The 24,062-nt window shown below is 70.6% G+C and carries 21 protein-coding genes; 15 read left to right on the forward strand and 6 right to left on the reverse strand.

What is annotated here, in order from left to right; all coding sequences use genetic code 11:
• The first annotated feature begins 321 nt into the window (after positions 1–321).
• Genes AB0D67_RS06710 through AB0D67_RS06725 form a run of 4 tightly spaced genes read left to right on the forward strand, consistent with a single transcriptional unit; the run spans position 322 to position 4,289 of the window.
• A complete protein-coding gene (locus AB0D67_RS06710) occupies positions 322–1,455 on the forward strand; it encodes a spermidine/putrescine ABC transporter substrate-binding protein (protein ID WP_362930680.1) in 1,134 nt (377 codons plus the stop codon).
• Positions 1,452–2,333 (forward strand): ABC transporter permease, encoded by an 882-nt coding sequence (locus AB0D67_RS06715; RefSeq protein WP_362930682.1) that lies wholly within the window; start codon positions 1,452–1,454, stop codon positions 2,331–2,333. Before AB0D67_RS06710 ends, AB0D67_RS06715 begins: the two co-directional genes overlap by 4 nt.
• Positions 2,326–3,099: an ABC transporter permease gene (locus AB0D67_RS06720; protein WP_362930684.1), complete on the forward strand. Its 774-nt coding sequence runs from the start codon at positions 2,326–2,328 to the stop codon at positions 3,097–3,099. The genes AB0D67_RS06715 and AB0D67_RS06720 overlap by 8 nt, the downstream gene beginning before the upstream one ends.
• Positions 3,099–4,289 (forward strand): ABC transporter ATP-binding protein, encoded by a 1,191-nt coding sequence (locus AB0D67_RS06725; RefSeq protein WP_362930686.1) that lies wholly within the window; start codon positions 3,099–3,101, stop codon positions 4,287–4,289. The genes AB0D67_RS06720 and AB0D67_RS06725 overlap by 1 nt, the downstream gene beginning before the upstream one ends.
• On the opposite strand, the gene AB0D67_RS06730 is transcribed toward AB0D67_RS06725, so the two are convergent.
• Positions 4,283–4,891: a TetR family transcriptional regulator gene (locus tag AB0D67_RS06730; protein ID WP_362930688.1), complete on the reverse strand. Its 609-nt coding sequence runs from the start codon at positions 4,889–4,891 to the stop codon at positions 4,283–4,285. The two genes, AB0D67_RS06725 and AB0D67_RS06730, sit on opposite strands and share 7 nt — an antisense overlap.
• A gap of 127 nt (positions 4,892–5,018) precedes the next feature.
• On the opposite strand from AB0D67_RS06730, the gene AB0D67_RS06735 reads away from it, so the two are divergent.
• The 7 genes from AB0D67_RS06735 to AB0D67_RS06765 all read left to right on the forward strand — a co-directional run bounded on the left by AB0D67_RS06735 (position 5,019) and on the right by AB0D67_RS06765 (position 14,288).
• Positions 5,019–6,299 carry a glycosyltransferase gene (locus AB0D67_RS06735; protein ID WP_362930690.1) on the forward strand — a complete coding sequence of 427 codons (1,281 nt, stop codon included), beginning with the start codon at positions 5,019–5,021 and terminating at the stop codon, positions 6,297–6,299.
• Positions 6,300–6,443: 144 nt separating this feature from the next.
• Positions 6,444–7,850, forward strand: coding sequence for an aminobutyraldehyde dehydrogenase (locus AB0D67_RS06740; RefSeq protein WP_362930692.1), 1,407 nt, complete (start codon positions 6,444–6,446; stop codon positions 7,848–7,850).
• A 122-nt stretch (positions 7,851–7,972) separates the two neighbouring features.
• Entirely contained in the window at positions 7,973–11,104 is a 3,132-nt protein-coding gene (locus AB0D67_RS06745) for a nitrate- and nitrite sensing domain-containing protein (RefSeq protein WP_362930694.1), read from the forward strand.
• Positions 11,101–11,523 (forward strand): roadblock/LC7 domain-containing protein, encoded by a 423-nt coding sequence (locus AB0D67_RS06750; RefSeq protein ID WP_362930696.1) that lies wholly within the window; start codon positions 11,101–11,103, stop codon positions 11,521–11,523. The genes AB0D67_RS06745 and AB0D67_RS06750 overlap by 4 nt, the downstream gene beginning before the upstream one ends.
• Before the next feature lie 9 nt (positions 11,524–11,532).
• Positions 11,533–11,934, forward strand: a complete 402-nt coding sequence (locus AB0D67_RS06755; protein ID WP_189246057.1) for a DUF742 domain-containing protein — start codon at positions 11,533–11,535, stop codon at positions 11,932–11,934.
• A 7-nt stretch (positions 11,935–11,941) separates the two neighbouring features.
• Positions 11,942–12,481 (forward strand): ATP/GTP-binding protein, encoded by a 540-nt coding sequence (locus AB0D67_RS06760; RefSeq protein ID WP_362930698.1) that lies wholly within the window; start codon positions 11,942–11,944, stop codon positions 12,479–12,481.
• Between the two features lie 544 nt (positions 12,482–13,025).
• The gene (locus AB0D67_RS06765; protein WP_362930700.1) at positions 13,026–14,288 is read left to right on the forward strand and encodes a flavin-dependent oxidoreductase; all 1,263 of its coding nucleotides are present in this window, start codon (positions 13,026–13,028) and stop codon (positions 14,286–14,288) included.
• Positions 14,289–14,326: 38 nt separating this feature from the next.
• On the opposite strand, the gene AB0D67_RS06770 is transcribed toward AB0D67_RS06765, so the two are convergent.
• From AB0D67_RS06770 to AB0D67_RS06790, 5 genes are all read right to left on the reverse strand, one after another.
• Positions 14,327–15,331, reverse strand: coding sequence for a methyltransferase (locus AB0D67_RS06770; RefSeq protein ID WP_362930702.1), 1,005 nt, complete (start codon positions 15,329–15,331; stop codon positions 14,327–14,329).
• A gap of 129 nt (positions 15,332–15,460) precedes the next feature.
• Entirely contained in the window at positions 15,461–16,243 is a 783-nt protein-coding gene (locus tag AB0D67_RS06775; protein ID WP_362930704.1) for an ABC transporter ATP-binding protein, read from the reverse strand.
• A gap of 9 nt (positions 16,244–16,252) precedes the next feature.
• Positions 16,253–17,044, reverse strand: coding sequence for an ABC transporter permease (locus tag AB0D67_RS06780; RefSeq protein WP_362930706.1), 792 nt, complete (start codon positions 17,042–17,044; stop codon positions 16,253–16,255).
• Positions 17,041–17,832 carry an ABC transporter permease subunit gene (locus tag AB0D67_RS06785; RefSeq protein ID WP_362930708.1) on the reverse strand — a complete coding sequence of 264 codons (792 nt, stop codon included), beginning with the start codon at positions 17,830–17,832 and terminating at the stop codon, positions 17,041–17,043. Before AB0D67_RS06785 ends, AB0D67_RS06780 begins: the two co-directional genes overlap by 4 nt.
• Complete coding sequence (locus tag AB0D67_RS06790) at positions 17,829–18,821, reverse strand: ABC transporter substrate-binding protein (protein WP_362930710.1); 993 nt, start codon at positions 18,819–18,821, stop codon at positions 17,829–17,831. Before AB0D67_RS06790 ends, AB0D67_RS06785 begins: the two co-directional genes overlap by 4 nt.
• 639 nt (positions 18,822–19,460) lie before the next feature.
• Between AB0D67_RS06790 and AB0D67_RS06795 the strand changes: the two genes are divergently transcribed.
• From AB0D67_RS06795 to AB0D67_RS06810, 4 genes are all read left to right on the forward strand, one after another.
• On the forward strand, positions 19,461–22,457 hold the full coding sequence (locus tag AB0D67_RS06795) for a nitrate- and nitrite sensing domain-containing protein (RefSeq protein ID WP_362930712.1): 2,997 nt from the start codon (positions 19,461–19,463) through the stop codon (positions 22,455–22,457).
• A gap of 34 nt (positions 22,458–22,491) precedes the next feature.
• The gene (locus tag AB0D67_RS06800) at positions 22,492–22,914 is read left to right on the forward strand and encodes a roadblock/LC7 domain-containing protein (protein ID WP_362930714.1); all 423 of its coding nucleotides are present in this window, start codon (positions 22,492–22,494) and stop codon (positions 22,912–22,914) included.
• A gap of 144 nt (positions 22,915–23,058) precedes the next feature.
• Entirely contained in the window at positions 23,059–23,430 is a 372-nt protein-coding gene (locus AB0D67_RS06805; protein ID WP_362930793.1) for a DUF742 domain-containing protein, read from the forward strand.
• Between the two features lie 10 nt (positions 23,431–23,440).
• Positions 23,441–24,001, forward strand: coding sequence for an ATP/GTP-binding protein (locus AB0D67_RS06810; protein WP_362930795.1), 561 nt, complete (start codon positions 23,441–23,443; stop codon positions 23,999–24,001).
• Positions 24,002–24,062: the final 61 nt, after the last annotated feature.

The raw sequence follows: 24,062 nt of genomic DNA on the forward strand, positions 1-24,062 counted from the left end.
GGTGTCGCCTGAATAAGCGATGAAAAGCTTCCGACATCCGTCCCGGGAAGCGGCCGGAACTGTCTCACGGCGAACGGCGAAGGAATTTCGCTGGTCAGGGCCTTGATGAGTTCATCGCTGCGCCCATCCCCGGCGCGCGGCGGGGTCCCGAGCCGCTCCCAGATTGAACGTGGATTTAACAAACTGATCAAACTTCCCTGGGACGTTGTCGGGCAAAGTCTTGCTCAAGATATTCTTGCCTGCAACACTCCTGCTTTGGTCTGCCGTGTCCGTTACGGCCGGTCTACCCCCCTTAACCTGAATTCCGAAGGAGTAGCGGCCGTGTTCCGTGCTCGGTCCCCCCGTTCCCTCTCCGCTGCCGCGCTGGTCACAGGCCTGGCCCTCGCCGTCTCCGCCTGCGGCGGAGGTTCCGGTGAGACCACCGCCGCGGACGCCGGCGGCCCCACCGCCGCGGCCGCGCAGCTCGACCCGAACGCCGACCTGACGAAGCAGAGCGTCACCGTCACCGTGTGGGAGGGCTACACGCCCAAGGAGCTTCCCGAGAAGGTCAAGGAGAAGCTCAAGTTCGACCTCAAGGTGACGCCGCACGACACCAACGAGATCGCCATGGCCAAGCTGACCTCGGGCGCCGACAGCGGCATCGACGTGGCGTTCGTCTCCGGCCAGTACGCCCAGGCGCTCAACGAGGCCGGGCTGCTGGAGCCGCTCCACCCCGAGCTCATCCCCAACCTCGCCAACCTCTACCCCGAGGCCAAGGAGCTCGCCTACGACAAGGGCAACGTCTTCTCCGTCCCCTACACCTGGGGCACCACCGGCATCTGCTACCGCACCGACCTGGTGAAGACCCCGCCGGCGAGCTGGAACGACATCCTCAGCCCGGCCCCGGACGCCGAGAAGAAGGTCACGATGATGACCACCGAGCGCTGGCTGGCCCTGCCCGCCATCAAGGCGCTCGGCTACTCGGTCAACACCCGCAGCGACGAGGAGCTGGCCAAGGTCAAGGAGAAGCTGCTGGAGGCCAAGCCCCACCTGCTCGGCTACGACGACGTCACCTTCGGCGACAAGCTCAAGTCGGGCGAGGCCGTGATGGTCGAGGCGTGGGACGGCTGGTGCCCCACCACCGAGAAGAACATCAAGTTCGTGGTGCCCAAGGAGGGCAGCGACCTGTGGGTGGACACGATGGTGATCCTGAAGTCCTCCAAGAACAAGGAGGCCGCCCACGCGCTGATCAACTACATCCTCGACCCGGAGATCCACGGCTGGGCCGCGGAGAACATCCTGTACAAGGTCCCGAACAAGGCCGCCATGGACCGGGTGGACGCCAAGCTCAAGGCCGACAACACCCCGCTGCAGATGACCCCCTCCCAGCTCCTGCAGGGTGAGTCGATCGTCGACCTGGGCGAGGACTCGACCAAGTTCAGCCGCCTCCAGACCGAGGTCAAGGCAGCGAAGTGACATCTTCCACCGTCTCCGGTGCGGCCGCGGGTTCGCGGCCGCACCGGTCGCGTGTGATCGGACGGCTGACGTTCCTCGGCCCCGGCCTGGTCTACCTGGTCGTCTTCCTGCTGGTGCCGCTGGCGCTGGTGCTGAGCTACACGCTGTTCCGCCGGGGACGGTTCGGCGGAGTCGTCCACGAGGTGACGGGGGAGAACTTCACCCGGCTCCTCGACCCGCTCTACCTCGACGTGGTCGTCGGCTCGCTGCGGCTGGCCGCGCTCGCCACGCTGATCGCCCTGCTCGTGGGCTACCCCACGGCCTACCTGATCGCGCAGCTGCCGCGGAGATGGAAGACGATCGCGCTGGTGGCGATCGTGCTTCCCTTCTGGACCAACTTCCTGGTCCGCATCTACGCCTGGATCATCCTGCTGAGCGGCCCCGGCCTGGTCAACTCCGCGCTGACGAAACTCGGCCTGGTCGACAAGCCGCTGGAACTGCTGTACAACGAGGGCACCATCGTCACCGGCCTGGTCTACTCCTACCTGCCGCTGATGGTCCTCCCGCTGTACGCCGCGATCGAACGGCTCGACCCGCAGCTCCGCGAGGCGTCGGCCAACCTCGGCGCCCGGCCGGCCCGCACGTTCGTGTCGGTGACGCTGCCGCTGACCCTGCCGGGCGTGCTCAGCGGCTGCCTGTTCGTCTTCGTGCCGAGCTTCGGCAACTTCGTCATCCCCGAGCTGCTCGGCGGCGGACGCTCGATCATGGTCGGCAACCTGATCCGCGACCAGTTCCTCAACGCGCGCGACTGGCCGTTCGGCGCCACGCTCTCGCTGGCGCTGCTCGCCGTACTGATCGTCCTGCTGCTGCTGCAGGCCTGGAGTTCCCGCCGTGCGTAGACCGCGCCTGCTGTACGTCCCCTTCTGGGCGACCTACGTCTTCCTCTACACCCCGATCGTGGTGCTCGTCGCCATGTCGTTCAACGCCGGGAAGTCGCCCTACGTCTTCGCCGGTTTCAGCCTGAAGTGGTACGGCGAGCTCGCCGGCGACGCGACCATCCGCGACGGCCTGGTCAACACGCTGATCGTGGCCGCGGGGGCCACGGTGCTGTCCACCGTCCTCGGCACCCTGCTCGCGGTGGGCCTGGCCCGCCACACCAGGTCGCGGGTGCTGGACGCGCTGGGCGTGCTGCCCGCCGTGCTGCCCGACCTGGTGCTGGCCATCGGCCTGCTGGTGTTCTACGCCGCGATCAAGATGACGCTCGGGCTGCACTCGGTGCTGCTGGCCCACACCGTGTTCGGCATGGCGTTCGTCACCGCGGTGGTCCGCACCCGGCTCAGCCACGCCGACACCTCCCTGGAGGAGGCCTCCCGGGACCTCGGCGCCACGCCGTTCGTCACGTTCTTCCGCGTCACGCTGCCGCAGCTCGCGCCCGGCGTGGCCGCGGGCGCGCTGCTGGCGTTCACACTGTCGGTCGACGAGTTCGTCATCGCGTTCTTCACCGCGGCGCCGACCGCGCCGACCCTGCCCATCGTCATCTACTCAATGGTCCGCTTCGGGGTCACCCCGGAGATCAACGCGCTGGCGACCCTGCTGCTGGCGGTGAGCTTCACCGTGGTGATCGTGGCCCAGCGGATGACCCGACTGACGGAGTCCCTGTCGTAATGCTGCAGATCACAGGTGTCAGCCGCCGGTTCGGCGAGATCACGGCGCTGTCGGAGGTCTCCCTGGACATCCGGCAGGGAGAGTTCTTCGCGCTGCTCGGCCCCAGCGGCTGCGGCAAGACCACGCTGCTGCGGATCCTCGCCGGGTTCGAGACCCCCGACTCCGGAGCCGTCACCCTCGACGGCTCCGACCTGCTCGCGCTGCCCGCGCACCGCCGCCCGGTCAACCTGATGTTCCAGTCGTACGCGCTGTTCCCGCACATGACCGTGGCGAAGAACGTCGCCTACGGCCTGGAGCGGGAGCGGCTGCCCCGGGCCGAGGTCCGCGAGCGCGTCGAGGAGGTCCTCGCGAAGGTCGGCCTGGCCGAGATGGCCGGACGCCGGCCGCAGCAGCTGTCCGGCGGCCAGCGGCAGCGGGTCGCGCTGGCCCGCGCGATCGTGAAGCGGCCCCGGCTGCTGCTGCTCGACGAGCCGCTGTCCGCGCTGGACAAGAAGGTCCGCGCGGAGATGCAGCTGGAGCTGAAGCGTCTCCAGCACGAGGTCGGCATCACCTTCGTCGTGGTCACCCACGACCAGGAGGAGGCCATGTCGCTGGCCGACCGGATCGCGGTCTTCAGCGCGGGCCGCGTCGAGCAGGTGGACGAGCCGGTGGCGCTGTACGAGCGGCCCCGCACGCCGTTCGTCGCCGGGTTCGTGGGAGCCGCCAACCTCTTCGAGGGCGAGGTCCGCGCGGGAGGCCTGGACGGCGGGTCGCTGGGCGTCCTGCCGGGTGCGGGGGACCTGCCCGAGGGGGCCTCCGCGCTGCTGGCCGTACGGCCGGAGCGGATCCGCCTGGCGGACTTCGGCGTGCCGGAGGAGCCGGCGGGCTCGGGGGAGGCGTCCCCGGAACCCGTGGAGGAGTCCCCGGCGGAGCTCGCGGAGGAGTCCTCGGAGTCCCCGGAGTCCTCGGCGGATCCGGCGGAGGCTCCGACGGAGGCGGTGGCGGGGGCGGAGCCGGTGGGGGAGCGGGGCGTGCTACGGGGGAAGGTGGCCGACGTCAGCTTCTACGGCGGCGTCTCGCACGTCTCCGTCGTCGTGCCGGGACGCCCGGCGCCGGTCCTGGTGGCCGTCCAGGGGGCCACCAGGGTCCGGACAGGATCGGCGGTGGCCCTCCGCTGGACGGCGGACGACGGGGTGCTGGTGCCTCAGTGAGACGTCTTGAGCGGGTTGTCCGTCGCGGTCCGGGCGTAGGCCAGGATGAGCTCCGCCGCCTCCTCCGGGCCGATCACCGGGTGGCGGGCCGTTATGCGGTAACCGTACGCGTCCTCGAGCGCGACGAGGTTGCGCGCGACGATCAGGGAGTCGTCGGCCAGAGTGAAGGTCCCCAGGGCGGCCCCGGTCTCCAGGACGCTCTGGTACAGCGAGACCTGGCGGTCGTAGAGCGTGGTGAGCAGCAGGGCGTACATCCGGTTGCGCGGCGCCGCCCCGCCCAGCTCGTTGAGGAGCCGGACGTCGGGGTCGTCCGGCCCGTGCGGCAGGCCGGAGCGGATGGTGACGACGAGCTTCTCGACGGGGTCGCGCATGCCCGCGATCCGCTTCAGCCTCTGTTCGTAGAAGCGTTCCATCCCCGCGTGGTGGGCGTCGACCAGCAGGTCCCCGAGCTGGGGGTAGTGGTAGAGCACCGCCCCGGAGGTCAGCCCGGCCTCCTCGGCGACGTGGTTGAGGTGGACTCCGTCGGTGCCGTGCCGGATTATCGCCCGGTGCGCGGCCGCTATGAGATCGAGCCGCCTGTCCGCCCGGTTCTTGCGCGTCATGATACCCCGCTCGTTGAAAAGAAAGCCGTGACCCCGGGGTCCATGGTGGCCCCTTTCCGGCGATTTAGCCAGACACAGAATTGAACCACTCTTCAAAGCCCAGAACACCACAACATACGGAGGCGTGATGTCGCTCACGATCCTGTTCATGCCGGAGAGCGCTTACGGGCCGACGAACAACTGCATCGGCATCGGTGACATTCTCCGCAAGCGCGGTCACCGGGTCGTCTTCGCAGCTGAGGCCTCCTGGAAGGGAAAATTGGAAGCGCTCGGATTCGAGGAGGACCTGGTCGACCTCGCGCCTCCGTCCGAAGAGGAGCAGGACGCCGGGCAGTTCTGGAAGGATTTCATCCGCGACACCGCGCCGGAATACCGCAAGACGACCGCCGAGCAGCTGGAGACGGTGACCAAACCGATCTGGGAAGCGCTGATCGACGGTGTGAAGTACTGCGAGCCGCAGCTGAGGGAAATCATCGGGCGGGTCAGGCCGGATGTGATCGTCGAGGACAATGTGATCACTTTCCCGGCGCTGCTGACCGCGGGAAAGCCGTTCGTCCGCATCGTCTCGTGCAACCCGCTGGAGGTCCGCGGCGAGAACGTCCCGCCGGTCTTCTCCGGACTGCCCGCCGACGACCGCTCGGAGTGGGACGCCTTCCGTGCCGAGTACGACCGCACCCACCGTGAGCTGTGGAGCGCCTTCAACGAGTGGTGCGTCGAGCAGGGCACCGAGCCGCTGCCCGACCTGGACTTCATCCACGAGGGCGACCTGAACCTCTACCTCTATCCGGAGATCGCCGACTACACCGACGCCCGGCCGCTGGACGAGCGCTGGCACCGCCTGGACTCCTCGGTCCGCGAGACCGACGCCGGGTTCGAGCTGCCCGAGCCGCTGGCCTCCCGGGACGGCGCGCTGGTCTACTTCTCGCTGGGCTCGCTCGGCTCGGCAGACGTCGCGCTGATGCAGCGCGTCATCGACGTGCTGGCCACCACCCCGCACCGCTTCATCGTCTCCAAGGGCCCGCTGCACGAGGAGATCAAGCTCGCCGACAACATGTGGGGCGCCGAGACCCTCCCGCAGACCACGATCCTGCCGATGGTGGACCTGGTCATCACCCACGGCGGCAACAACACCACCACCGAGGCGCTGCACTTCGGCAAGCCGATGATCCTGCTGCCCCTGTTCTGGGACCAGTACGACAACGCGCAGCGCGTCCACGAGCTCGGCTACGGCGTGCGGCTCGGCACCTACACCTTCACCGACGCCGAGCTGACCGGCGCGCTGGAGCGGCTGCTCGGCGACACCGCGCTGCGCGAGCGGCTGGCCGCGGCCGGCGAGGAGATCCGCCGCCGCGACGGCCTGCGCAGGGCCGCCGACCTGATCGAGCGGGCCGGAGCCCCCGGAGCCTGACGTCCGCCCCCGCGGGTTCCTCCCGGTCCCCGCGGGATCTCCACCGGGCGGGACGCCGCCGTCCGCCCCGGCCCGGCCCCTCCGTCGCGAGAGGCCGGGCCGGGGCGGACGGGGGACCCCGCCCACCACCACGAGGGAACGACCATGGGCAAGTTGATCAACCCGGCGACCGGCGGGCTCCTGCGGGAGGTCGCCGACACCCCCGTCGCGGAGGTGGCCTCCGCCGTACGGCGGGCGCGGGCCGCGTTCGCGGAGTGGGGCGAGGCCACCCCGGCGGAGCGGGCGAAGGTGCTGCTGCGCCTGGCCGACCTCGTCGAGGCCGACGCCGAGGAGCTCACCCGGCTGGAGGTCGCCGAGACCGGCAAACCCGCGGCGGTGTTCCGCGACGGCGAACTGCCGTTCGCGGCCGACAACCTCCGTTTCTTCGCCGGCGCGGCCCGCTCCCTGGACGGCACCGGGGCGGGGGTGTTCAGCTCCGGCTACACCTCGGTGATGGTCCGCCGCCCGGTCGGCGTGGTCGCGTCGATCTCCCCGTGGAACTTCCCCCTCGTGATGGCGGTGTGGAAGATCGGCCCTGCCCTGGCCGCGGGCAACGGCGTGGTCATCAAGCCCGCGCCGCAGACGCCGGGCACCACGCTGCGGCTGGCCGAGCTGTTCGCCCGGGCCGGGGCGCCCGAGGGGCTGCTCCAGGTCGTCCTCGGCGACGCCGAGGTGGGCGGGGCGCTGGTCGGCGACCCGGGCGTGGACATGGTGAGCGTCACCGGCTCCACCGAGACCGGCCGCGCCGTCATGCGCGGGGCGGTCGGCTCGCTCAAGCGGGTCCACCTGGAACTCGGCGGCAAGGCCCCGGCGCTGGTCTTCGGCGACGCCGACCTGACCGAGATGGCACGCGGGGTGGCCATGGGCGCCACCTACAACAGCGGGCAGGACTGCACGGCCGCGACCCGCGTCTACGTCTCCCGCGAGGTGTACGGCGAGGCCGTCGAGGCGCTCCGCGCGACGCTCACGCGGGTCACGGTGGGCGACCCCTGGGACGACGCCACCGACATCGGCCCGCTGGTCTCCGCGGGGCACCGGGACCGGGTCCACGGGTTCGTCGAGCGGGCGGTCGCCGAGGGCGCCTCGGTGCTCTGCGGCGGCGCGCCCCTCGACGGTCCCGGCTCCTACTACCCGCCGACGCTCGTCGCCGGCGCCCGCCAGGACAGCGAGATCGTGCGGGGCGAGCTTTTCGGTCCGGTGCTGGTGGTGCTGCCCTTCGACGACGAGGACGAGGCGGTCCGCCTGGCCAACGACACCCCCTACGGCCTGGCCTCGTCGGTCTGGTCACGGGACGTGGCCCGGGCGCTGCGCGTGTCGCACCGGCTCGACGTGGGCGTGACCTGGGTCAACGACCACCTGCCGATCGCCTCGGAGGCGCCGCACGGCGGGGTCAAGCAGAGCGGCTTCGGCAAGGACATGAGCCAGGAGGCCGTTCAGGAGTATTCGGTCACCCGCCACCTTATGATCAAGCATCAGGACCCCGAGGCCAGGGCCTCTTTCCGGCCCGCATGACAGCCTGGTGTTATGTCCTTTTTATGGCGGTTTAACGATATTTACGCCATTCGAAGTGAAATAAAGGATGTGTTCAAATTGTCTGCGCCGCATCCGAATCCGGCGAGGGGTTACGTAGGCCAGTGAAGACACAAGACCGCCGGAGCCGCCGCGCGCCGAACGCCGGGAGCAGACTGCTGCCGTCGAACTGGCGAGTACGCCCGCGACTGGTCGCTCTGATCATGCTCCCCACGGCCGCCGCCGTGCTGCTGGGCGGGCTCCAGCTCTCCGGCTCGCTGTCCGGCGCGAACACGTACCGCAGGATGACCGAGGTCGCCGCGCTCGTCGACAAGCTCGGCACCCTGTCCTACGAGCTGGCCGAGGAGCGCGACCTCACCTCCTGGTACATCGCCGACCGCCGCAACAGCCGCAGGCTCGCCAAGGTGCGGGAGCAGCGCGAGGAGGTCGACCGTACCCGCGCCGACGTGCTCGCCGCGATCGACGCCCTCAGCCCCGACCAGCCGGCCCGTGTCCGCGCCGAGACGACGCTGATGCGCAACTGGCTGCGCGGCCTCCCCGGCCTGCGCAAGCCGCTCACCGAGGGCGGCGTCCTGCCGCGAGCGGCCCTCGACATGTACTCGGACATGATCGACGACCTGACCACCCTCTACGACGACCTCGGCCGGAGCGGCGGCGACGAGCGCCTGATCGGTGACGCGCTCGCGCTGGGCGCGCTGACCCAGGCCAGGGAGCAGTCGTCCCGGCTGCGCGGCATCCTGCTCGTCGGCCGCATCGAGGGACGCTTCGACTTCGACGACCCGGCGCAGTTCCTGGGCGCCTGGCAGGACCAGCTGAACCAGGTGGCCGCCTTCCGCGCGGCCGCCTCGCCCACCGACATCAAGCGCTTCGACAACGCCACCGACACCGTCAAGGCCGCCCGGGCCGACGCCTCGCGCGCCCTGGTCATGTCCCGGATGCGGGAGAACCGCGGCCTGCCGCGGACGCTGCGCATCAACGACTGGTTCGACACCTCCTCGGCGCTGGTGGACGGCATGCGCACGGTCGAGCGCGGAATGTCCACGGCCGTCGTCGCCCGAAGCCAGGAGCTGGAGGCCGCCGAGCGGCGCAGCGCCATCATCTTCGGCGCCGCGATCGCCGTCCTGCTGGTCCTGATCCTGCTGATCACCGCCTGGGTGGCCGGCACGCTGGTGCGGCCGCTGCGCAGGCTGCGGTCCGAGGCGCTGGAGGTGGCCGACACCCGGCTGCCCGAGACGGTCCGCACGCTGCGCGAGTCCGGCGACCACGCCCCGGACGTCGAGGTGCCCTCCATCGGGGTGGTCTCCCGCGACGAGATCGGGGAAGTGGCACGGGCGTTCGACGAGGTCCACCGCGAGGCGATCCGGCTGGCGGGCGACGAGGCCCGGCTGCGGAGCAACGTCAACTCGATGTTCGTCAACCTCTCCCGGCGCACCCAGTCGCTCGTGGAGCGGCAGATCGACCTCATCGACGACCTGGAGCAGGGCGAGCAGGACGAGGGCCGGCTCGCCAACCTCTTCAAGCTCGACCACCTGGCCACCCGCATGCGCCGCAACTCCGAGAACCTGCTGGTCCTCGCGGGTCAGGAGCAGAGCCGCCGGTGGAGCGAGCCGGTCCCGCTGAGCGACGTGGTCCGCGCCTCCCTCTCGGAGGTCGAGAACTACGAGCGTGTGGCGCTGCGGGTCGAGGGCGGCATCTCGATCATCGGCTCGGCCGTCAACGACATCGTCCACCTGATCGCCGAGCTGGTCGAGAACGCCATCTTCTTCTCGCCGCAGGACACCAAGATCACGGTGAGCGGCAACGTCAACGAGATGGGCGCCGTCATCCTGGCGGTCACCGACGCCGGCATCGGCATGAGCGACGAGGAACTCGGCGAGGCGAACCGCAGGCTGGCCGAGCCCCCCGCGGTGGACCTGTCGGTGTCCCGCCGGATGGGCCTGTTCGTGGTCGGCCGCCTGGCCATGCGCCACGGCATCCGCGTCCAGCTCCGCAGCCCGGAGAGCGGCGGCCTCAGCGCCGTCGTCATGCTGCCCCCGCAGGTGGTGGCCCAGGGCTCGCCGGAGCTGGCCCTGACCGGTCCGGGCGCCTCCCAGTCGTCGTTCGCCGGCTCGTCCTTCTCCGACGCCTTCGGCGGAGCCTCGTTCGGCGGCACGCCCGCAGCCACGGACTCGTTCGGCGGCAGGTCCAACGCCGGTCCGTTCGGCGGCGCGCCCGCAGCCGCGGACCCGTTCGGCGGCGCGACGGCGGCCCCGGACCCGTTCGGCGGCGCGTCCGCCGGCGGCTCGTTCGACCGTTCCTCCTCGGTCTTCGGCTCGCCCGGGGACGACGGCCCCGACCCCTTCGGGTCCGGCTGGGGAGACTCCCCTCGCAGGCCCGCCGCGCCCGAGTGGCCCTCCACCCCGGAGCGGCCGCCGGCCGCCGCGCAGCCGCCCCCGGCCTCCCCGACGGCCGACCTGTGGTCGTCGCCCGTGGTCCCGGCCTCCGCGGTGGAGGACCTGTGGTCGTCGCCGCTGACGTCCGTACCGCCGGCCTTCCCGTCGGCGCGGCCCGACCCGGCGCCTGGGGAGTCCTCCGGGTCCGGCCGGGGCGGGCCGGGACGGCCCGGGGCCGGGCAGCCGTCCGGAACGCCCGCGGGTCCCTCGGCGCCCTCGCCGTCCTGGCCGGAGATGCCGCCCGCCGACCCCTGGACCCCGCCGCGCAGGGAGCCCGCGCAGAGCAGCCCTTCTCTGCCCGCGGTCCAGGTGTCGGCCACGGAGCCGGAGCCGGAGGAGTTCCTGCCGATCTTCGCGGCGGTGGGGTCCGACTGGTTCCGCAGCAGCGCCTCCGTCGAGCAGGCGTCCCCGCCCGGCCTCGGCGACGCCCGCCCGGAGCCGGAGCCGGAGCCGGCGGCGGATCGCCGGCCGGAACCCTCCGTGGAGGAGCCGCTGCCCGTCCGGCAGCCCAGGCCGGTCGAGAGAGCGCCGTGGAGCAGCCCCGCGGACGAGGGCTGGGCCGCGGCCAAGGCGGCGAAGGAGCCGTCGCTGGGCGGGGTCACCGGCTCGGGCCTGCCCAAGCGGGTGCCGAAGGCCAACCTCGTCCCCGGATCCGCCACTCCCGCCCAGGCTTCGCCTCCGCCCATCCCTCCGCTCTCCGCGGAGCGGGTGCGCAGCCGACTTTCCAGTTTCCAGCAGGGCATCCGCCAGGGCCGTGCTGAGATGAACGAGCGGCTGAACGCCGCCGAAAGAGAGAAGCAGTGAACCACCAACTCAGTCAGGCCGCTCGGGGCTTCAATTGGCTGATCACCGAGTTCGTCAAGGAGATGCCCGGGGTCGCCCACGCCGTGATCGTCTCGGCGGACGGCCTCCCGCTGGCCTACTCCCAGGGATTCCCCAGGGACCGCGCCGACCAGCTCGCCGCGATCACCGCCGGCCTCATCAGCCTGACGCAGGGAGCCTCCCGGGTCTTCGAGGGCGGCCCGGTCGTCCAGACCGTGATCGAGATGCAACGGGGCCTCCTGCTGACGATGTCGATCAGCGACGGGTCCGCGCTGGCCGTACTGGCCTCGCCGGACTGCGACATGGGCCTGGTGGCCTACCAGATGACGTTGCTGGCTGAGCGTGCCGGACAGGCGCTCACGCCCGCGCTGCGGGCCGAGCTCCAGTCGGCCCAGCGATAGGGAGGTGATATGGACGCACCAGGTTGGCGCGGCCAGGGAGACGATTCTCCCGCCCCGCCCCAGGCCAAGAGCGGGCGGAACCGGCTGATCCGCCCGTACGCTGTGACCGGTGGGAGAACCGCGCCCCGGATGCAGCTCGCGCTCGAGGCACTGGTCTCCTCGGCGACATTCGTGAGCGTGGATTCGGCTACGCTCTCCACGGAGTATCAGGCGATCATCTCGTTGTCCCAGCAGGTGCGCTCGGTCGCGGAGCTGTCGGCTCTGCTGCGCATGCCGCTGGGCGTCACCCGAGTCCTGATCGCGGACATGGCGGCCGAGGGCCTGGTGCAGATCCACCAGCCGTCGCTGGATGCCGGAAAGCCGGATCTCAACTTGCTTGAAAGGGTGCTCAGTGGGCTTCGCAGGCTCTGACGCCGGAATGACGTCAACGAAGATCGTCGTGGCCGGAGGATTCGGCGTCGGCAAGACGACCTTCGTCGGCGCGGTCTCCGAGATCATGCCGCTGACCACGGAAGCGGTGATGACGGAGGCCAGCGCGGAGGTCGACGACCTCTCGCACATCCCGACCAAGCGGACCACCACGGTGGCCATGGACTTCGGCCGGGTCTCGCTGGACCGTGACCTGATCCTGTACCTGTTCGGTACGCCGGGTCAGCACCGGTTCTGGTTCATGTGGGACGACCTCGTCAAGGGCGCCATCGGCGCGATCGTGCTGGTCGACACCCGGAGGCTGGCCGACAGCTTCCCGGCGATCGACTACTTCGAGGAGGCCGGGCTTCCCTTCGTCGTCGCCCTCAACGGCTTCAACGGCTCGCACATCCACGCCGAGGAGGAGGTGCGGGAGGCTCTGACGATCTCCCCGCACATCCCCGTCGTCCGGACCGACGCCCGGTCGCGGGACGCGGTGAAGACGACCCTGATCACCCTGGTGGAGCACGTCCTCACGCTGAGGGTCTGAACACAGAGGGGCTGACGACGGGGCACGGGCCCCGTCCCCGCCGCCGGGCCGTACGGCTCCGCGGCGGGGACGGGGCCCTTGTCGTGACCCCGCGGAGTGAGGTCCGCGCCGGCTTCTTCGAACGGCTTCTCCGCCGGAGCCGGGCCCTCGACGAGGGAGCCGGGCCCTCAGTGAGAGGGCTCGGCCGCAAGACTGAATCCTCCATCAGGAGGATCCCTCTGCCCGGAGAGAGCCCCGACGTGGCCCCCGGGCATCGGAGGGAGGGCTCCGGTCACGGATGCTGAATCATCCTTCAAAACGACTTCGGCTTTCGGCGTCCCCTTTCGGGTTTTCCGTTCCGCCCGCCGGAGCCGTTTCGGCGGACCGCGCCCGCCGGTTTCCGAGGGGCGACTCTCCTGACGTCCGGTGAAATCCGTCCCGCCCCCGCCTCTCTCGACGGCCTTTTCAGGAAGTCCTTTCCCGGAGGGGAAACCCGGATAAGACACCGAAGTATGCTGTAGCCACAATTCGCGATCTTGACGGAAAATCGCCATGGATTTCCGGCGTGGGTGGAGGACGTATGCGGGTGCTGGTCGTCGGCGGAGGAATCGGTGGTCTCACCACGGCTCTCAGCCTGCACGCCGCGGGGATCGAATGCGTGGTCGCGGAGTCGGTGCGGGAATTGCGGCCCCTCGGGGTCGGAATCAATCTCCAGCCGCACGCGGTCAGGGAGCTGACCGAGCTCGGAATGGGCGACGAGCTCGCGGACCTCGGCGTGCCCACCAGCTTCCAGACCTTCACCGACCGCTTCGGCAACACGATCCTGTCGCTGCCCAGGGGCAAGGCCGCCGGCTACCGGTGGCCGCAGTACTCCGTGCACCGGGGCGCGCTGCAGATGTCACTGCTCGGCGCGGTGCGTGAGCGGCTCGGTCACGCGGCGGTCAGGACCGGCCTGACCTTCGAGAACCTCACCGAGGGGCGCGGCGGCGTCGTCGCCTCGTTGCGGGACGCGCGCACCGGCGGGCTCGTCGAGATCGCCGCCGACGTCCTGGTCGGCGCCGACGGCCTGCACTCGACCGTGCGCGCCCGGCTTCACCCGGACGAGGGGCCCCCGCTGTGGAGCGGAATCCGGATGTGGCGGGGCATCACCGAGAGCCGCCCGTTCCTGGGCGGTTCCACTCTGCTGATCGCCGGCTCCAACCACTCGTGCAAACTCGTCGCCTACCCCGTCTCGCCGGATCGGACCCGGATCAACTGGGTCGCGGAGGTGAAGGTGGCCGAGGGCGGGACGGCCCCGGCCGCCGACTGGTCGCGGCAAGGGCGGCTGGAGGACGTGCTGCCGCACTTCGCGGACTGGAAACTTCCCTGGTTCGACGTGCGCGAGCTGCTGTCGAACGCCGGGCGGATCCTGGACTACCCCATGGTCGACAGGGAGCCGCTGCCATCGTGGGGGCGGGGCAGGACGACCCTGCTGGGCGACGCCGCCCATCCGATGTACCCCGTGGGGTCCAACGGCGGCTCGCAGGCCGTTCTCGACGCGCGGGCGCTGGCGCGCTGCCTGGCCGCCGCGGGACCGGTCGACGGGCCGGCCGCGTACGAGGAGGAACGCAGGCCGGCCACCGCGCCGCTGGTCCTGGCCAACCGGGAGATGCCGATGGAGCGGACGATCCAGCTGGTCACCGAGCGGGCGCCCCTCGGCTTCGGTGACGTCTCCGAGGTGCTCACCCCGGCGGAGCTGGCGGAGATGGCCGCGGGGCATCGGCGTACCACCGACATGGACGTCGCCTTCCTCAACGGACGCCCCTCCTGGAACGCCGACGGCCGGTGACGTGGGCCTCCACGTCACCGGCCGCCGCGCCGGACCGGTCAGGCGGGCAGCGCCTCGACGATGGAGGCTCCGCCGCCCAGCTCGATCTGGCGGCTGAACCGCAGGCCCGCCTTGGCCAGCAGCTCGCCGTACTGCGAGAGGCCGCGCTCCATGCCCTCACCGAAGAGGGCGAGCATCCGCATGTCCAGGTCCTTGCTGATGTGAGGGGTGTCGTCGTCGGGCACGACGAACTCCACCAGCAGCACCCGGCCGTCCTCCGCCATGGCCTCCCTGACGTTGCGCAGGATCCGCGTCGCGTCCTCGTCCGACCAGTTGTGCACCACGCTGCCCAGCAGGTACGCGTCCGCCCCGGAGGGCACGGAGACGAAGAAGTCGCCGCCGGCGAATTCGCATCGGTCTTCAAGACCGGCCTCGGCCATGAGCCGCCGCGCCCCGGGGACCACGTGCTCCAGGTCGAACAGCACGCCACGCGTATTTGAATGAGCGTTCAGGACGGCGGCCAGGATGTGTCCTTTGCCGCCGGCCACGTCCACCAGGGTCCGCACGCCGGAGAAGTCGTAGCGGGAGGCCACCGCCCGGGCGACCGGCCAGGCCCTGGACACCATGTAGTCGTCGAACAGCCGTCCCACCTCGGGGTTGTCCCGGTATCGGGTGTACATCGGGCCGAAGCGCTCGACGAACGCCGACCGGCCGGTCCGGGTGGTCCGGGGGACGTTGCCCATGCCGTACCAGAAACCCTCCTCGGCGATCATCCGTACGGCGGGGCGCAGCGACTCGGGCGCGTCCTCGCGCAGGGTGGCGCCCACCTCGGTCAGCTCGTAGACACCGGGGGCCGTGGTCGCCACCACGCCCATGGCCGCGAGCTGGCGCAGCACCCTGCCGAGCGCGGCGGGGTCGGCCTGGCAGCGTAGCGCGAGCTCGTCGACGCTCAGCGGCCCCTCGTGCAGGTGGTCCGCGCAGCCCAGCTCCGCCATGGTGGCCAGGGCGGCGAAGCGGGAAACCCCGCCGATCACGTCCCAGATCGGCGCCTGCGGGTCGTTCATCGAATACCTCCAGCGTGGGCCCCGCCTCCGGGCGGGGGAGACACGGCGTGACGCCGCACGGAATGTTCTCGGACGACTGCGCGGTCCGGTCCTCATGGCCGCCCCTCCTCGAGGAGGGGCGGCCGGTTCTCACCGGGCGGAGGCCGACGGGCTCCGCATGCCGCGGACGAGGCGGCCGACCTCGGCGCGCAGGTGCACGAAGTCGGGGTGCTCCCTGGTAGTGATCTGGTCACGTGGGCCGGGCAGATCCACCCGCAGGTCGCCGACGACCTCGGCGGGCGCTTTGGACAGGACCACGACACGGTCGCCGACGTAGACGCTCTCGTCGATGTCGTGGGTGATGAGCAGGATGGTCATGTTGTGGTGGCCGCGGACCCGCAGCGTGAGGTCCTCCAGATCCTCGCGGGTCTGGGCGTCCACCGAGCCGAAGGGCTCGTCCATCAGCAGCAGGGCGGGCCGGTAGGCGAGCGCGCGGGCGATGGACACCCGCTGCTGCATTCCGCCGGAGAGCTGCCACGGATACTTGGTGGCGGCGGCCTCCAGCCCGACCTGCGCCAGGGCCTCCGCGGTGGCCTCCGCACGCCCCTTCTTGTCCATTCCCCTGCGGCGCAGCGGGAGGGAGACGTTGTCGGCCACCGACATCCAGGGGAACAGCGAGCGGCTGTAGTCCTGGAAGACCACGGCCAGGTTGTCAGGCGTCCGCTCGACGGGGACGCCGTTCAGCGCGACCCGGCCACCGGTGGGGCGCAGGAGCCCGGCGATGGAGCGCAGCAGCGTCGACTTGCCGCACCCGGAGGGGCCGACGATGCACACCAGTTCGCCCTCCGCGACCGACAGGTCGACGCCGCCCAGGGCGTGGTGGGCGGACGGGCCCGTGCCGTAGGTGTGGGTCAGCTTCGAGATCTCTAACACAGCAGGTCCTCAGCTCGTCTGCCTGGCGGTTCGGTGCCAGGACAGGATGTGCCGCTCGGCTACCAGGAACAGCGCGTTCAACGCGTATCCCAGGACACCGAGAACGACGATGATCCCCCACACGCCGGGAAGGTCGTAGGACCTCTGAGCGTCCAGGAGCTGGAATCCGATCCCGTCGACGCTGCCCACCAGTTCGGAGATGACCATCAGGATCAGCGCCAGGGAGAGGCTGATCCGCAGACCGGCGAAGACGTTCGGCAGCACCGAGGGCAGGATGACCCGGAGCAGGCGCTGACCGCGCGTCAGCCCGAACACCGTGGCGGTGTCCAGGTGCAGCCGGTCGACCTGCCTGGCCCCTTCCGCGACGTTGATCAGGATCGGCCAGATGACGCCGAACACGATCACGTTGATCTGCATCCGGGTGCCGATGGCGAACAGGGCCATGAAGAACGGCAGCAGCATGGGAGGGGGGATGGCGCGGACGAACTGAATGAGCGGGTCGAGGAACCGGAAGAGCACCGGGGAGCGGCCGAGCGCCACTCCCAGGGCCACCCCCATCACCCCGGCCAGCAGCCATCCGGTCAGCAACCGGCCGACGCTGATGGGGATGTTCGTCAGCGCCGCCTCGTTGAGCCACAGCCACTCGGCCGGACCGGTCAGCCACATCCGCTGCATGGCGGCGGCGATGCGGGTCGGCGGTGGGAAGGACAGGTCGTCCGCGGCGCGGGTGGCGATCTCCCAGACGACCAGGACGACAGGGACCGGCCACAGGCGGACGGCGGCGCGCAGCGGCCGCCTCACCGGTCCGCCCCCGTCCGGGCCGTGTGCCAGCGGAACATCCGTCGCTCCGCGAGCACCAGCAGCCCGTTGAGGAGCACCCCCAGGGCTCCGGCCCAGATGGCGGCGGCGACGATGTACTCCAGCGCGTCAGGGCTGCCGCCGACCTCGAGGACGAACGTCCCGATGCCGCTCGCGCCTCCGGCGAGCAGCTCGGTGCTGATCGCCACGATGAGCGCGACCGAGGCGGCCAGCCGTACCCCGGTGGCGATGAACGGCGCGGTGCTGGGCAGCGAGACCCGCCACAGCACGGCCAGCGGGCCGAACCCGAAGCTGCGCAGGGTCTCCTTGGCCAGCGGGTCGACGTCTTTGAGGCCGTACATGGTGTTGATGAGCACCGGCCAGCTCGCCGCGTAGAGGATCAGGAGGATCTTCATCTCGGTCTTGTCGGAGAACAGTGCCAGTGCCAGTGGGATCAGCGCGACCGAGGGGATCGGCCGCAGGAACTCCAGGATGGGGCGGAGCGCCAGTTCCACCCGGGGCAGGGTGCCGAGCACGAACCCCAGGGGCACCGCGACCACGATCGTGAGAAGCAGGCCGGCGGCCCACCCCCCCAGTGTCGAGAGGACATCGGCCAGGAATTCTCCCTCGGTGGCGAGCTCGGCTGCGCGGCGGAGCACGTTCGAGGCGAGCGGGAAGGTGATCGGGCTGATCAGACCGGTACGGCCGGCGGCCTCCAGAACGCAGAACAGCCCTGCGGCGCCGAGGGCGCCGCAGAGCGGTCTGTTGTCCAGCAGGCGTCGACCGATCACCCGAGTTTGTCCAGGAGGAGAGCCTTGGCTTCGATCTTGCTGGTCAGGTAGCCCTGCTCCAGCATCAGGTCGGCCACGCGCTGCAGGCGGGTCTCGTCGAGGCTGGTCGGGAAGGACCCCAGGGTGATGACGGCCGCGGTGGCCGCGTCGATGCCCTTGGTGTAGGTGGGCAGGACCTGCTCCACCGCCTTACGGTCGGCCGCGGCCAGTTTCTGGGCCTTGTCGAGCGCCCGCTGGAAGGCCGCCACCGTCTTGGGGTTCTCGGTGGCGAACTTCTCGGTGACGGCCATGCCGGCGATGGGGAAGTCGGCGGTCGCGTCGACCATGGTGTCGGCGAGCTTCTGGGCGCCGATCGTCTTCTGCGACGCGGTCAGGTGCGGCTCGGTCATCCAGGCCGCGTCGACCACGCCGTCCTTCAGCTTCCCGGCCATTTCCGGGAAGGGGAACTCCAGGAACGTGACGTCGTCGGCGGTCAGCCCGTGGGTCTTGAGCACGGAGGTCACGGCCAGGGTGCCGATGTTCTTCTGGCTGTTGACCGCGATCTTCTTGCCCTTGAGGCCGGCCGGGGTCTTGATCGAGGAGCCCTTGGCGACCATCAGGTTGAAGGCGTTCGGGGCGGCCTGGTACATGTCAGAGACGATCTTCAGTTTGTTGCCGGCCGCCGTCGCGAGGAAAGCCGAGACGTAGTTGGTCTGCGTGGAGTCCAGCGACCCTCCCATCAGACTCTGCTGCGCCTGCGCGCCGCCCTGGACGGTCTCGATCTTGACCGTCAGCCCCTCTTCCTTGAAGAAGCCCTTCTGCTGGGCGATGTACAGCGAGGCCGCGTCGGGGATGGGCAGGGCGCCGACGACCAGGTTGGGCTTCTCCAGTCCGCCGGCCGCTCCGGCGGGCTTGGCGGCGGTGTCCGAGCCGCTGCAGGCACTGACGCCGAGCGCCAGCGTGGCGACGACTCCTGCGATGACCGCCCGGCTCGTGAGGCTGAACCTCATGGGTCTCCTTAGCTGGAACTGATCGCTCTCGCCGGACCCGCTGGGAGTTGTCGGACGGCATGGAGATGGTCCTGGGAGACGTGCGATCGCGGGGGGTATGCCGACCGGCGATCAGAGTAGCGGAGTAGATCAACCAAATTACAAATATCGTCTCAAAGTTCCGAAGTGGACATAGTCCAGCATCTTTCGCTCCGATTACGAAACGTGGTCGCGATGGTTTGCCGAGTGATCATCCTTGTGAGCGCGCGATGAAGCCGCCTCGGCCACTCGGCGGCGCTTTCCGTGGAAACCCAGAGTCACCGCCCGGTTGCCGACCCTATGTGTCGATTCAACCGATAAGGCGTATTTTGCGCTGTTGGCCGATCTCATCCGCCTGTGCTCCAATAACCCCTACCCCATGGATGCGTCTGCGTCACTTCCATCATTTAGGTGACGCGATCCCCCCCAAACGGACGATCCGAGGAGAGGCAGCGGAGGCCAGTGAGGACAGCTTCGATTTCCGGTGAGCGCGAATCCACGCCGGCGGCCACCCGGGGGTTCGGCGCACAGGAGGCGCCACCGGGCGGCTCGGCTTCGGACTCCGCGGGTGAGAAGCCCGGCAGACGGAGGGGCGGCAGGTTCGCCCTGAAGAACTGGCGCGTGCGGTCGCGGCTGATCGCGATCATCATCATCCCCACCGTGGCCGCGATCGTCCTCGGCGGGTTCCGGGTGGTCGGCTCGATCAACACCGCCGCCGACTACGAACGTGTCCGCGTCGGCACCGAGCTCGCCGCCGAGCTGAGCGAACTCGCCGACTCCCTGCAGACTGAACGGGACATGTCCGCCAGATTCGTCGCGCAGGGACGCGGCGGAGCGGCCAGGCGGGCACTGCTGGAGAAGCAGTACCGGATCGTCGACGAGGCCGCCAAGGGCGTGCTGGACCGCATCAGGCTGATCCTCGACAGCGATGACGCCGGAGGATTCGGCGAGCGGGGCAGGACCGAGCTCACCCAGATGCGCGGGCGTATCGACGAACTCGCGAACATGCGCAAGACGGCGACCGACACCCAGCTCCAGGCCGAGGCCACGATCGCCATGTACTCTCGGACGATCACCGACCTGCTGGCCCTGCACGACGAGATCGTCCAAGGCGTCACCGACCCGGAGCTCGCGAGTGGCGCACTCGCGTTCGGCGCCCTCACCAGGGCGAAGGAGCAGGTCTCGCTGGAGCGGGCCAACCTCGCCATCGCCCTGGCCACCAAGGAGTTCACCCCCGGGACCCTGACCGCCCTGCTGGCGGCCCGGGCGCAGCGCGACAGCGAGCTCGCCACCTTCCGCGCCAAGGCGTCGCTGGCCCAGCGCCAGCTGTACGACGACACGGTCAGCAGCCAGGAGAAGGACCGTGCCGCGGCCATGCGCGCACGTGCCCTCGTCCTCGGCCTCGACAAGGAGCCGCTGGTCCGTGTCGACGCCTCCGGCGCACGCGCCGGGGACCAGACGACCTGGTTCAACGCGTCATCCGACGCCATAGGACGCATGCGCAAGGTCGAGAAGGAGGTGGCCGACTCCCTGATCGCGCGGAGCCGCGTCCTGCAGGAGACCGAGCAGCGCAGTGCGCTCATCACCGGTGGGCTGACCGGGCTGCTCCTCATCCTCGTGCTGATCATCACTTCGGTCATGGCGCGTTCTCTGGTCAAACCGCTGCGCATGCTGCGCACCGAGGCCCTCTCGGTCGCCGGCCAGCGGCTGCCCGACACCGTGCAGCGGCTGCGGGAGAGCGGGGAGGGCGCCGCGTCCGCGGACGTCTCGCCGATCGGGGTCGACTCCGACGACGAGGTCGGTGAGGTCGCCCGCGCGTTCGACGAGGTCCACCGCGAGGCCGTACGGCTGGCGGGCCAGGAGGCGACGCTGCGGAGCAACGTCAACGCGATGTTCGTCAACCTCTCCCGGCGCAGCCAGACCCTCGTCGAGCGTCAGCTCGCCCTCATCGAGAGCCTGGAGCAGGGCGAGCAGGACGAGGGCCGGCTGGGCAGCCTGTTCCGGCTCGACCACCTGGCCACCCGCATGCGCCGCAACAGCGAGAACCTCCTGGTCCTCGCCGGGCAGGAGCCCGCGCGCCGGTGGAGCCAGCCGGTCCCGCTGATCGACGTGGTCCGCGCCTCCCTGTCGGAGGTCGAGAACTACGAGCGGGTCGACCTGCGGATCTCCGGCGGCGTGTCCGTCGCCGGCACGGCCGTCAACGACGTCGTCCACCTGGTCGCCGAGCTCGTGGAGAACGCGATCTCCTTCTCCCCCCGGGAGACCAAGGTCGTCGTCTCCAGCAACCGCATCGACGGTGGCGGCCTGATGGTCTCCGTCACCGACATCGGCATCGGCATGACCCCGGACGAACTCGCGGAGGCCAACCACCGGCTGGCCAACCCGCCCGTGGTGGACGTCTCCGTCTCCCGCCGGATGGGTCTGTTCGTGGTCGGCCGGCTGGCCCTGCGGCACGGCGTCAGGGTGCAGCTGCGCCAGCAGGACAGCGGTGGCCTGACCGCGATGATCCTGCTGCCCGACTCGCTGGTCTCCCTGTCGGGCGTCCCGGCCAAGCCGGCGACCCCGGTGGACTGGGCCGCGTCCTCGGCGTCCCTGGAGCGGCCGGCGGTGATGGCCAGCCCGACCACGTTCGACACGGCGGCGCCGTCCTCGTTCTCCTCCTTCGACGCCACCCAGCGGCAGCAGCCGCTCGGCTCGTTCGACTCCTCCTGGCAGTTCGGCTCGGCGGAGGCGCCGCGCTCCGCGCCGGGCGGAGACCCGGGCCGGGCGCCGCTGGACACCCCCTGGCCCGGTCACGTGCCGCCGCCCGGGTCCGCCTCCGGGTGGTCGGTGACCTCCCGGGCCGACGCGCCCGTGTGGCCCGAAGCCTCCGCGCGCGGCGGCGCGGCGGCGTGGCCGGACGCCCCGGCGCGCGGCGGCGACTCCGTCTGGTCCGACACCTCCACGCGCGGTGGAGACTCGATCTGGTCCGACGCCCCGGTGCGCGGCGGCGACTCGGGCGCCTGGCCCGTCCCGCCCGCCCGGCCCGGAGACTCCGGCGGGTGGCCGCCGGCCGGAGCGGCCGGGCCGTTCGGCCGCCGCGGCCCGGAGGAGGCCGCCGAGAACACCGGCCCGCTGCCGGCCGTCCAGGAGCCCTCGCCCATGGAGGAGGCGAAGGAGGAGTTCCTGCCGATCTTCGCCGCGGTCGAGTCCGACTGGTTCAAGAAGGCCGAGCCCGTGGCGCAGAACCCCGGGCCCGCCCGCGAGCCCGCCCGCGAGCCGGCCCGCGAGCCCGAAGCCGCCGCGCCGCCGGACGCCTGGTCCTCGCCCGCGGACGCGGGCTGGCAGGCGGCCAGGGCGGCGGCCGAGCCGACGCTCGGCGGGCTCACCGGGTCCGGGCTGCCCAAGCGGGTGCCCAAGGCCAACCTCGTGCCCGGCACGGTCTCGCCCGACCTGGGAGCCCCGGCCCCCGCTCCCGCGCCCAGGCCCGCCGTCTCCCCCGAAGCGGTGCGCAACAGGCTCGCGAGCTTCCAGAAGGGCGTACGGCAGGGCCGCGCGGCGGCCAGGGGCGAAGCCGGCGAGGACAGGCCGTATCCGGATTTCGGCCGGGACGTTGAAGCTAACGAGGAGGACCGGTGAGCGAGCTCATCAAGGTCGTCGAGGAGGATGACACGTGCGTGAAATGAGCCAGGCCGCCCGGGGGGTCAATTGGCTGATCACCGACTTCGTGACCAACGTGCCGGGCGTGGCGCACACGGTCGTCGTCTCGTCCGACGGACTGCCGCTGGCGTACTCCGACGGCTTCCCCCGGGACCGGGCGGACCAGCTGGCGGCGGTCGCGGCCGGCCTCATCAGCCTGACCCAGGGCGCCTCCAGGGTCTTCGAGGGCGGTGCGGTCACCCAGACGGTGGTGGAGATGCAGCGTGGGTTGCTCCTCATCATGTCGATCAGCGACGGCTCGTGTCTCGCCGTGCTGGCCGCCGCGGACTGTGACATGGGGTTGGTGGCCTACCAGATGACCCTGCTGGTGGAGCGCGCCGGGCAGGTGCTGACACCCGCCGTGCGCGCCGAACTCCAAGCAGCCCACCCACGGTGATGACGACGACCCCAGGAGGATGCCGTGGCAAGCCGGGACTGGCCGGGTGACGGGGGCCCGCTGAGCGGGCCGCCTTCCTGGTCGATGGACGACCCTCACCGGTCGCATGGGTGGCCGGCGGACGATCCCCACCGGTCGCAGGGGATGCCCTCGCACGTCGTGCAGCCCCCGCCGGGAGAGCAGAGCTCCCTGGTGCGCCCGTACGCGATGACCGGGGGGCGGACCGCCCCCCGCATCCAGCTCGCCATGGAGGCCCTGGTCTCCTCGGCCACATCCGCACATCATGATCTGTCCAACCGCACCCCGGAGTATCAGGCGATCAGCGCGCTGTGCCGGCAGGTGCGTTCGGTCGCTGAGATCTCCGCGATGCTCCGCATCTCCCTCGGCGTCACCCGGATCCTCGTCGCCGACATGGCGGCCGAGGGTCTGGTGCAGCTGCACCAGCCGCAGCTCGACGCGGGCAAGCCGGATCTCAACCTGCTGGAAAGGGTGCTCAGTGGACTTCGCAGGCTCTAACCCCGGTGGCCTGACCTCGACGAAGATCGTCGTCGCCGGCGGGTTCGGTGTGGGCAAGACCACGTTCGTGGGGTCGGTCTCGGAGATCCTCCCGCTGACCACCGAGGCGGTGATGACCGACGCCAGCGCCGGCATCGACGACCTCGGGCTCACTCCCAACAAGACCACCACCACGGTGGCCATGGACTTCGGGCGGGTCTCGCTGGACCGTGACCTGATCCTGTACCTGTTCGGTACGCCGGGTCAGCACCGGTTCTGGTTCATGTGGGACGACCTCGTCAAGGGCGCCATCGGCGCGGTCGTGCTGGTCGACACCCGGAGGCTGGCCGACTGCTTCCCGGCGATCGACTACTTCGAGGAGGCGGGACTGCCCTTCGTCGTGGCGGTCAACGGCTGGGACGGCGGCTACCCGCACGGTGAGGAGGAGGTGCGCGAGGCGCTGACACTGGCCCCGCACATCCCCATCTCGCGGACCGACGCCCGGTCGCGTGACGCGGTGAAGAGCACGCTCATCACGCTGGTCGAGCACGCGCTCACCACGCGGATGGCCGTCCCCGGCTGGGGACGCTGAGCTCCGGGGCGTCAGTCGTGCCTCCCAGCGGATAGGCTGGGAGGTCGAGTCGCAGACCCGT

The sequence above is a fragment of the Streptosporangium sp. NPDC048047 genome (assembly GCF_040653115.1).
GTDB lineage: Bacteria > Actinomycetota > Actinomycetes > Streptosporangiales > Streptosporangiaceae > Streptosporangium.

What these genes read in the sequence shown, in the direction of transcription:
- AB0D67_RS06725 (WP_362930686.1), top strand. Translation starts at nt 3,099, where the DNA reads ATGCTGCAGATCACAGGTGTCAGCCGCCGGTTCGGCGAGATCACGGCG.
- AB0D67_RS06730 (WP_362930688.1), bottom strand. Translation starts at nt 4,891, where the DNA reads ATGACGCGCAAGAACCGGGCGGACAGGCGGCTCGATCTCATAGCGGCC.
- AB0D67_RS06735 (WP_362930690.1), top strand. Translation starts at nt 5,019, where the DNA reads ATGTCGCTCACGATCCTGTTCATGCCGGAGAGCGCTTACGGGCCGACG.
- AB0D67_RS06740 (WP_362930692.1), top strand. Translation starts at nt 6,444, where the DNA reads ATGGGCAAGTTGATCAACCCGGCGACCGGCGGGCTCCTGCGGGAGGTC.
- AB0D67_RS06755 (WP_189246057.1), top strand. Translation starts at nt 11,533, where the DNA reads ATGGACGCACCAGGTTGGCGCGGCCAGGGAGACGATTCTCCCGCCCCG.
- AB0D67_RS06760 (WP_362930698.1), top strand. Translation starts at nt 11,942, where the DNA reads ATGACGTCAACGAAGATCGTCGTGGCCGGAGGATTCGGCGTCGGCAAG.
- AB0D67_RS06770 (WP_362930702.1), bottom strand. Translation starts at nt 15,331, where the DNA reads ATGAACGACCCGCAGGCGCCGATCTGGGACGTGATCGGCGGGGTTTCC.
- AB0D67_RS06790 (WP_362930710.1), bottom strand. Translation starts at nt 18,821, where the DNA reads ATGAGGTTCAGCCTCACGAGCCGGGCGGTCATCGCAGGAGTCGTCGCC.
- AB0D67_RS06805 (WP_362930793.1), top strand. Translation starts at nt 23,059, where the DNA reads ATGCCCTCGCACGTCGTGCAGCCCCCGCCGGGAGAGCAGAGCTCCCTG.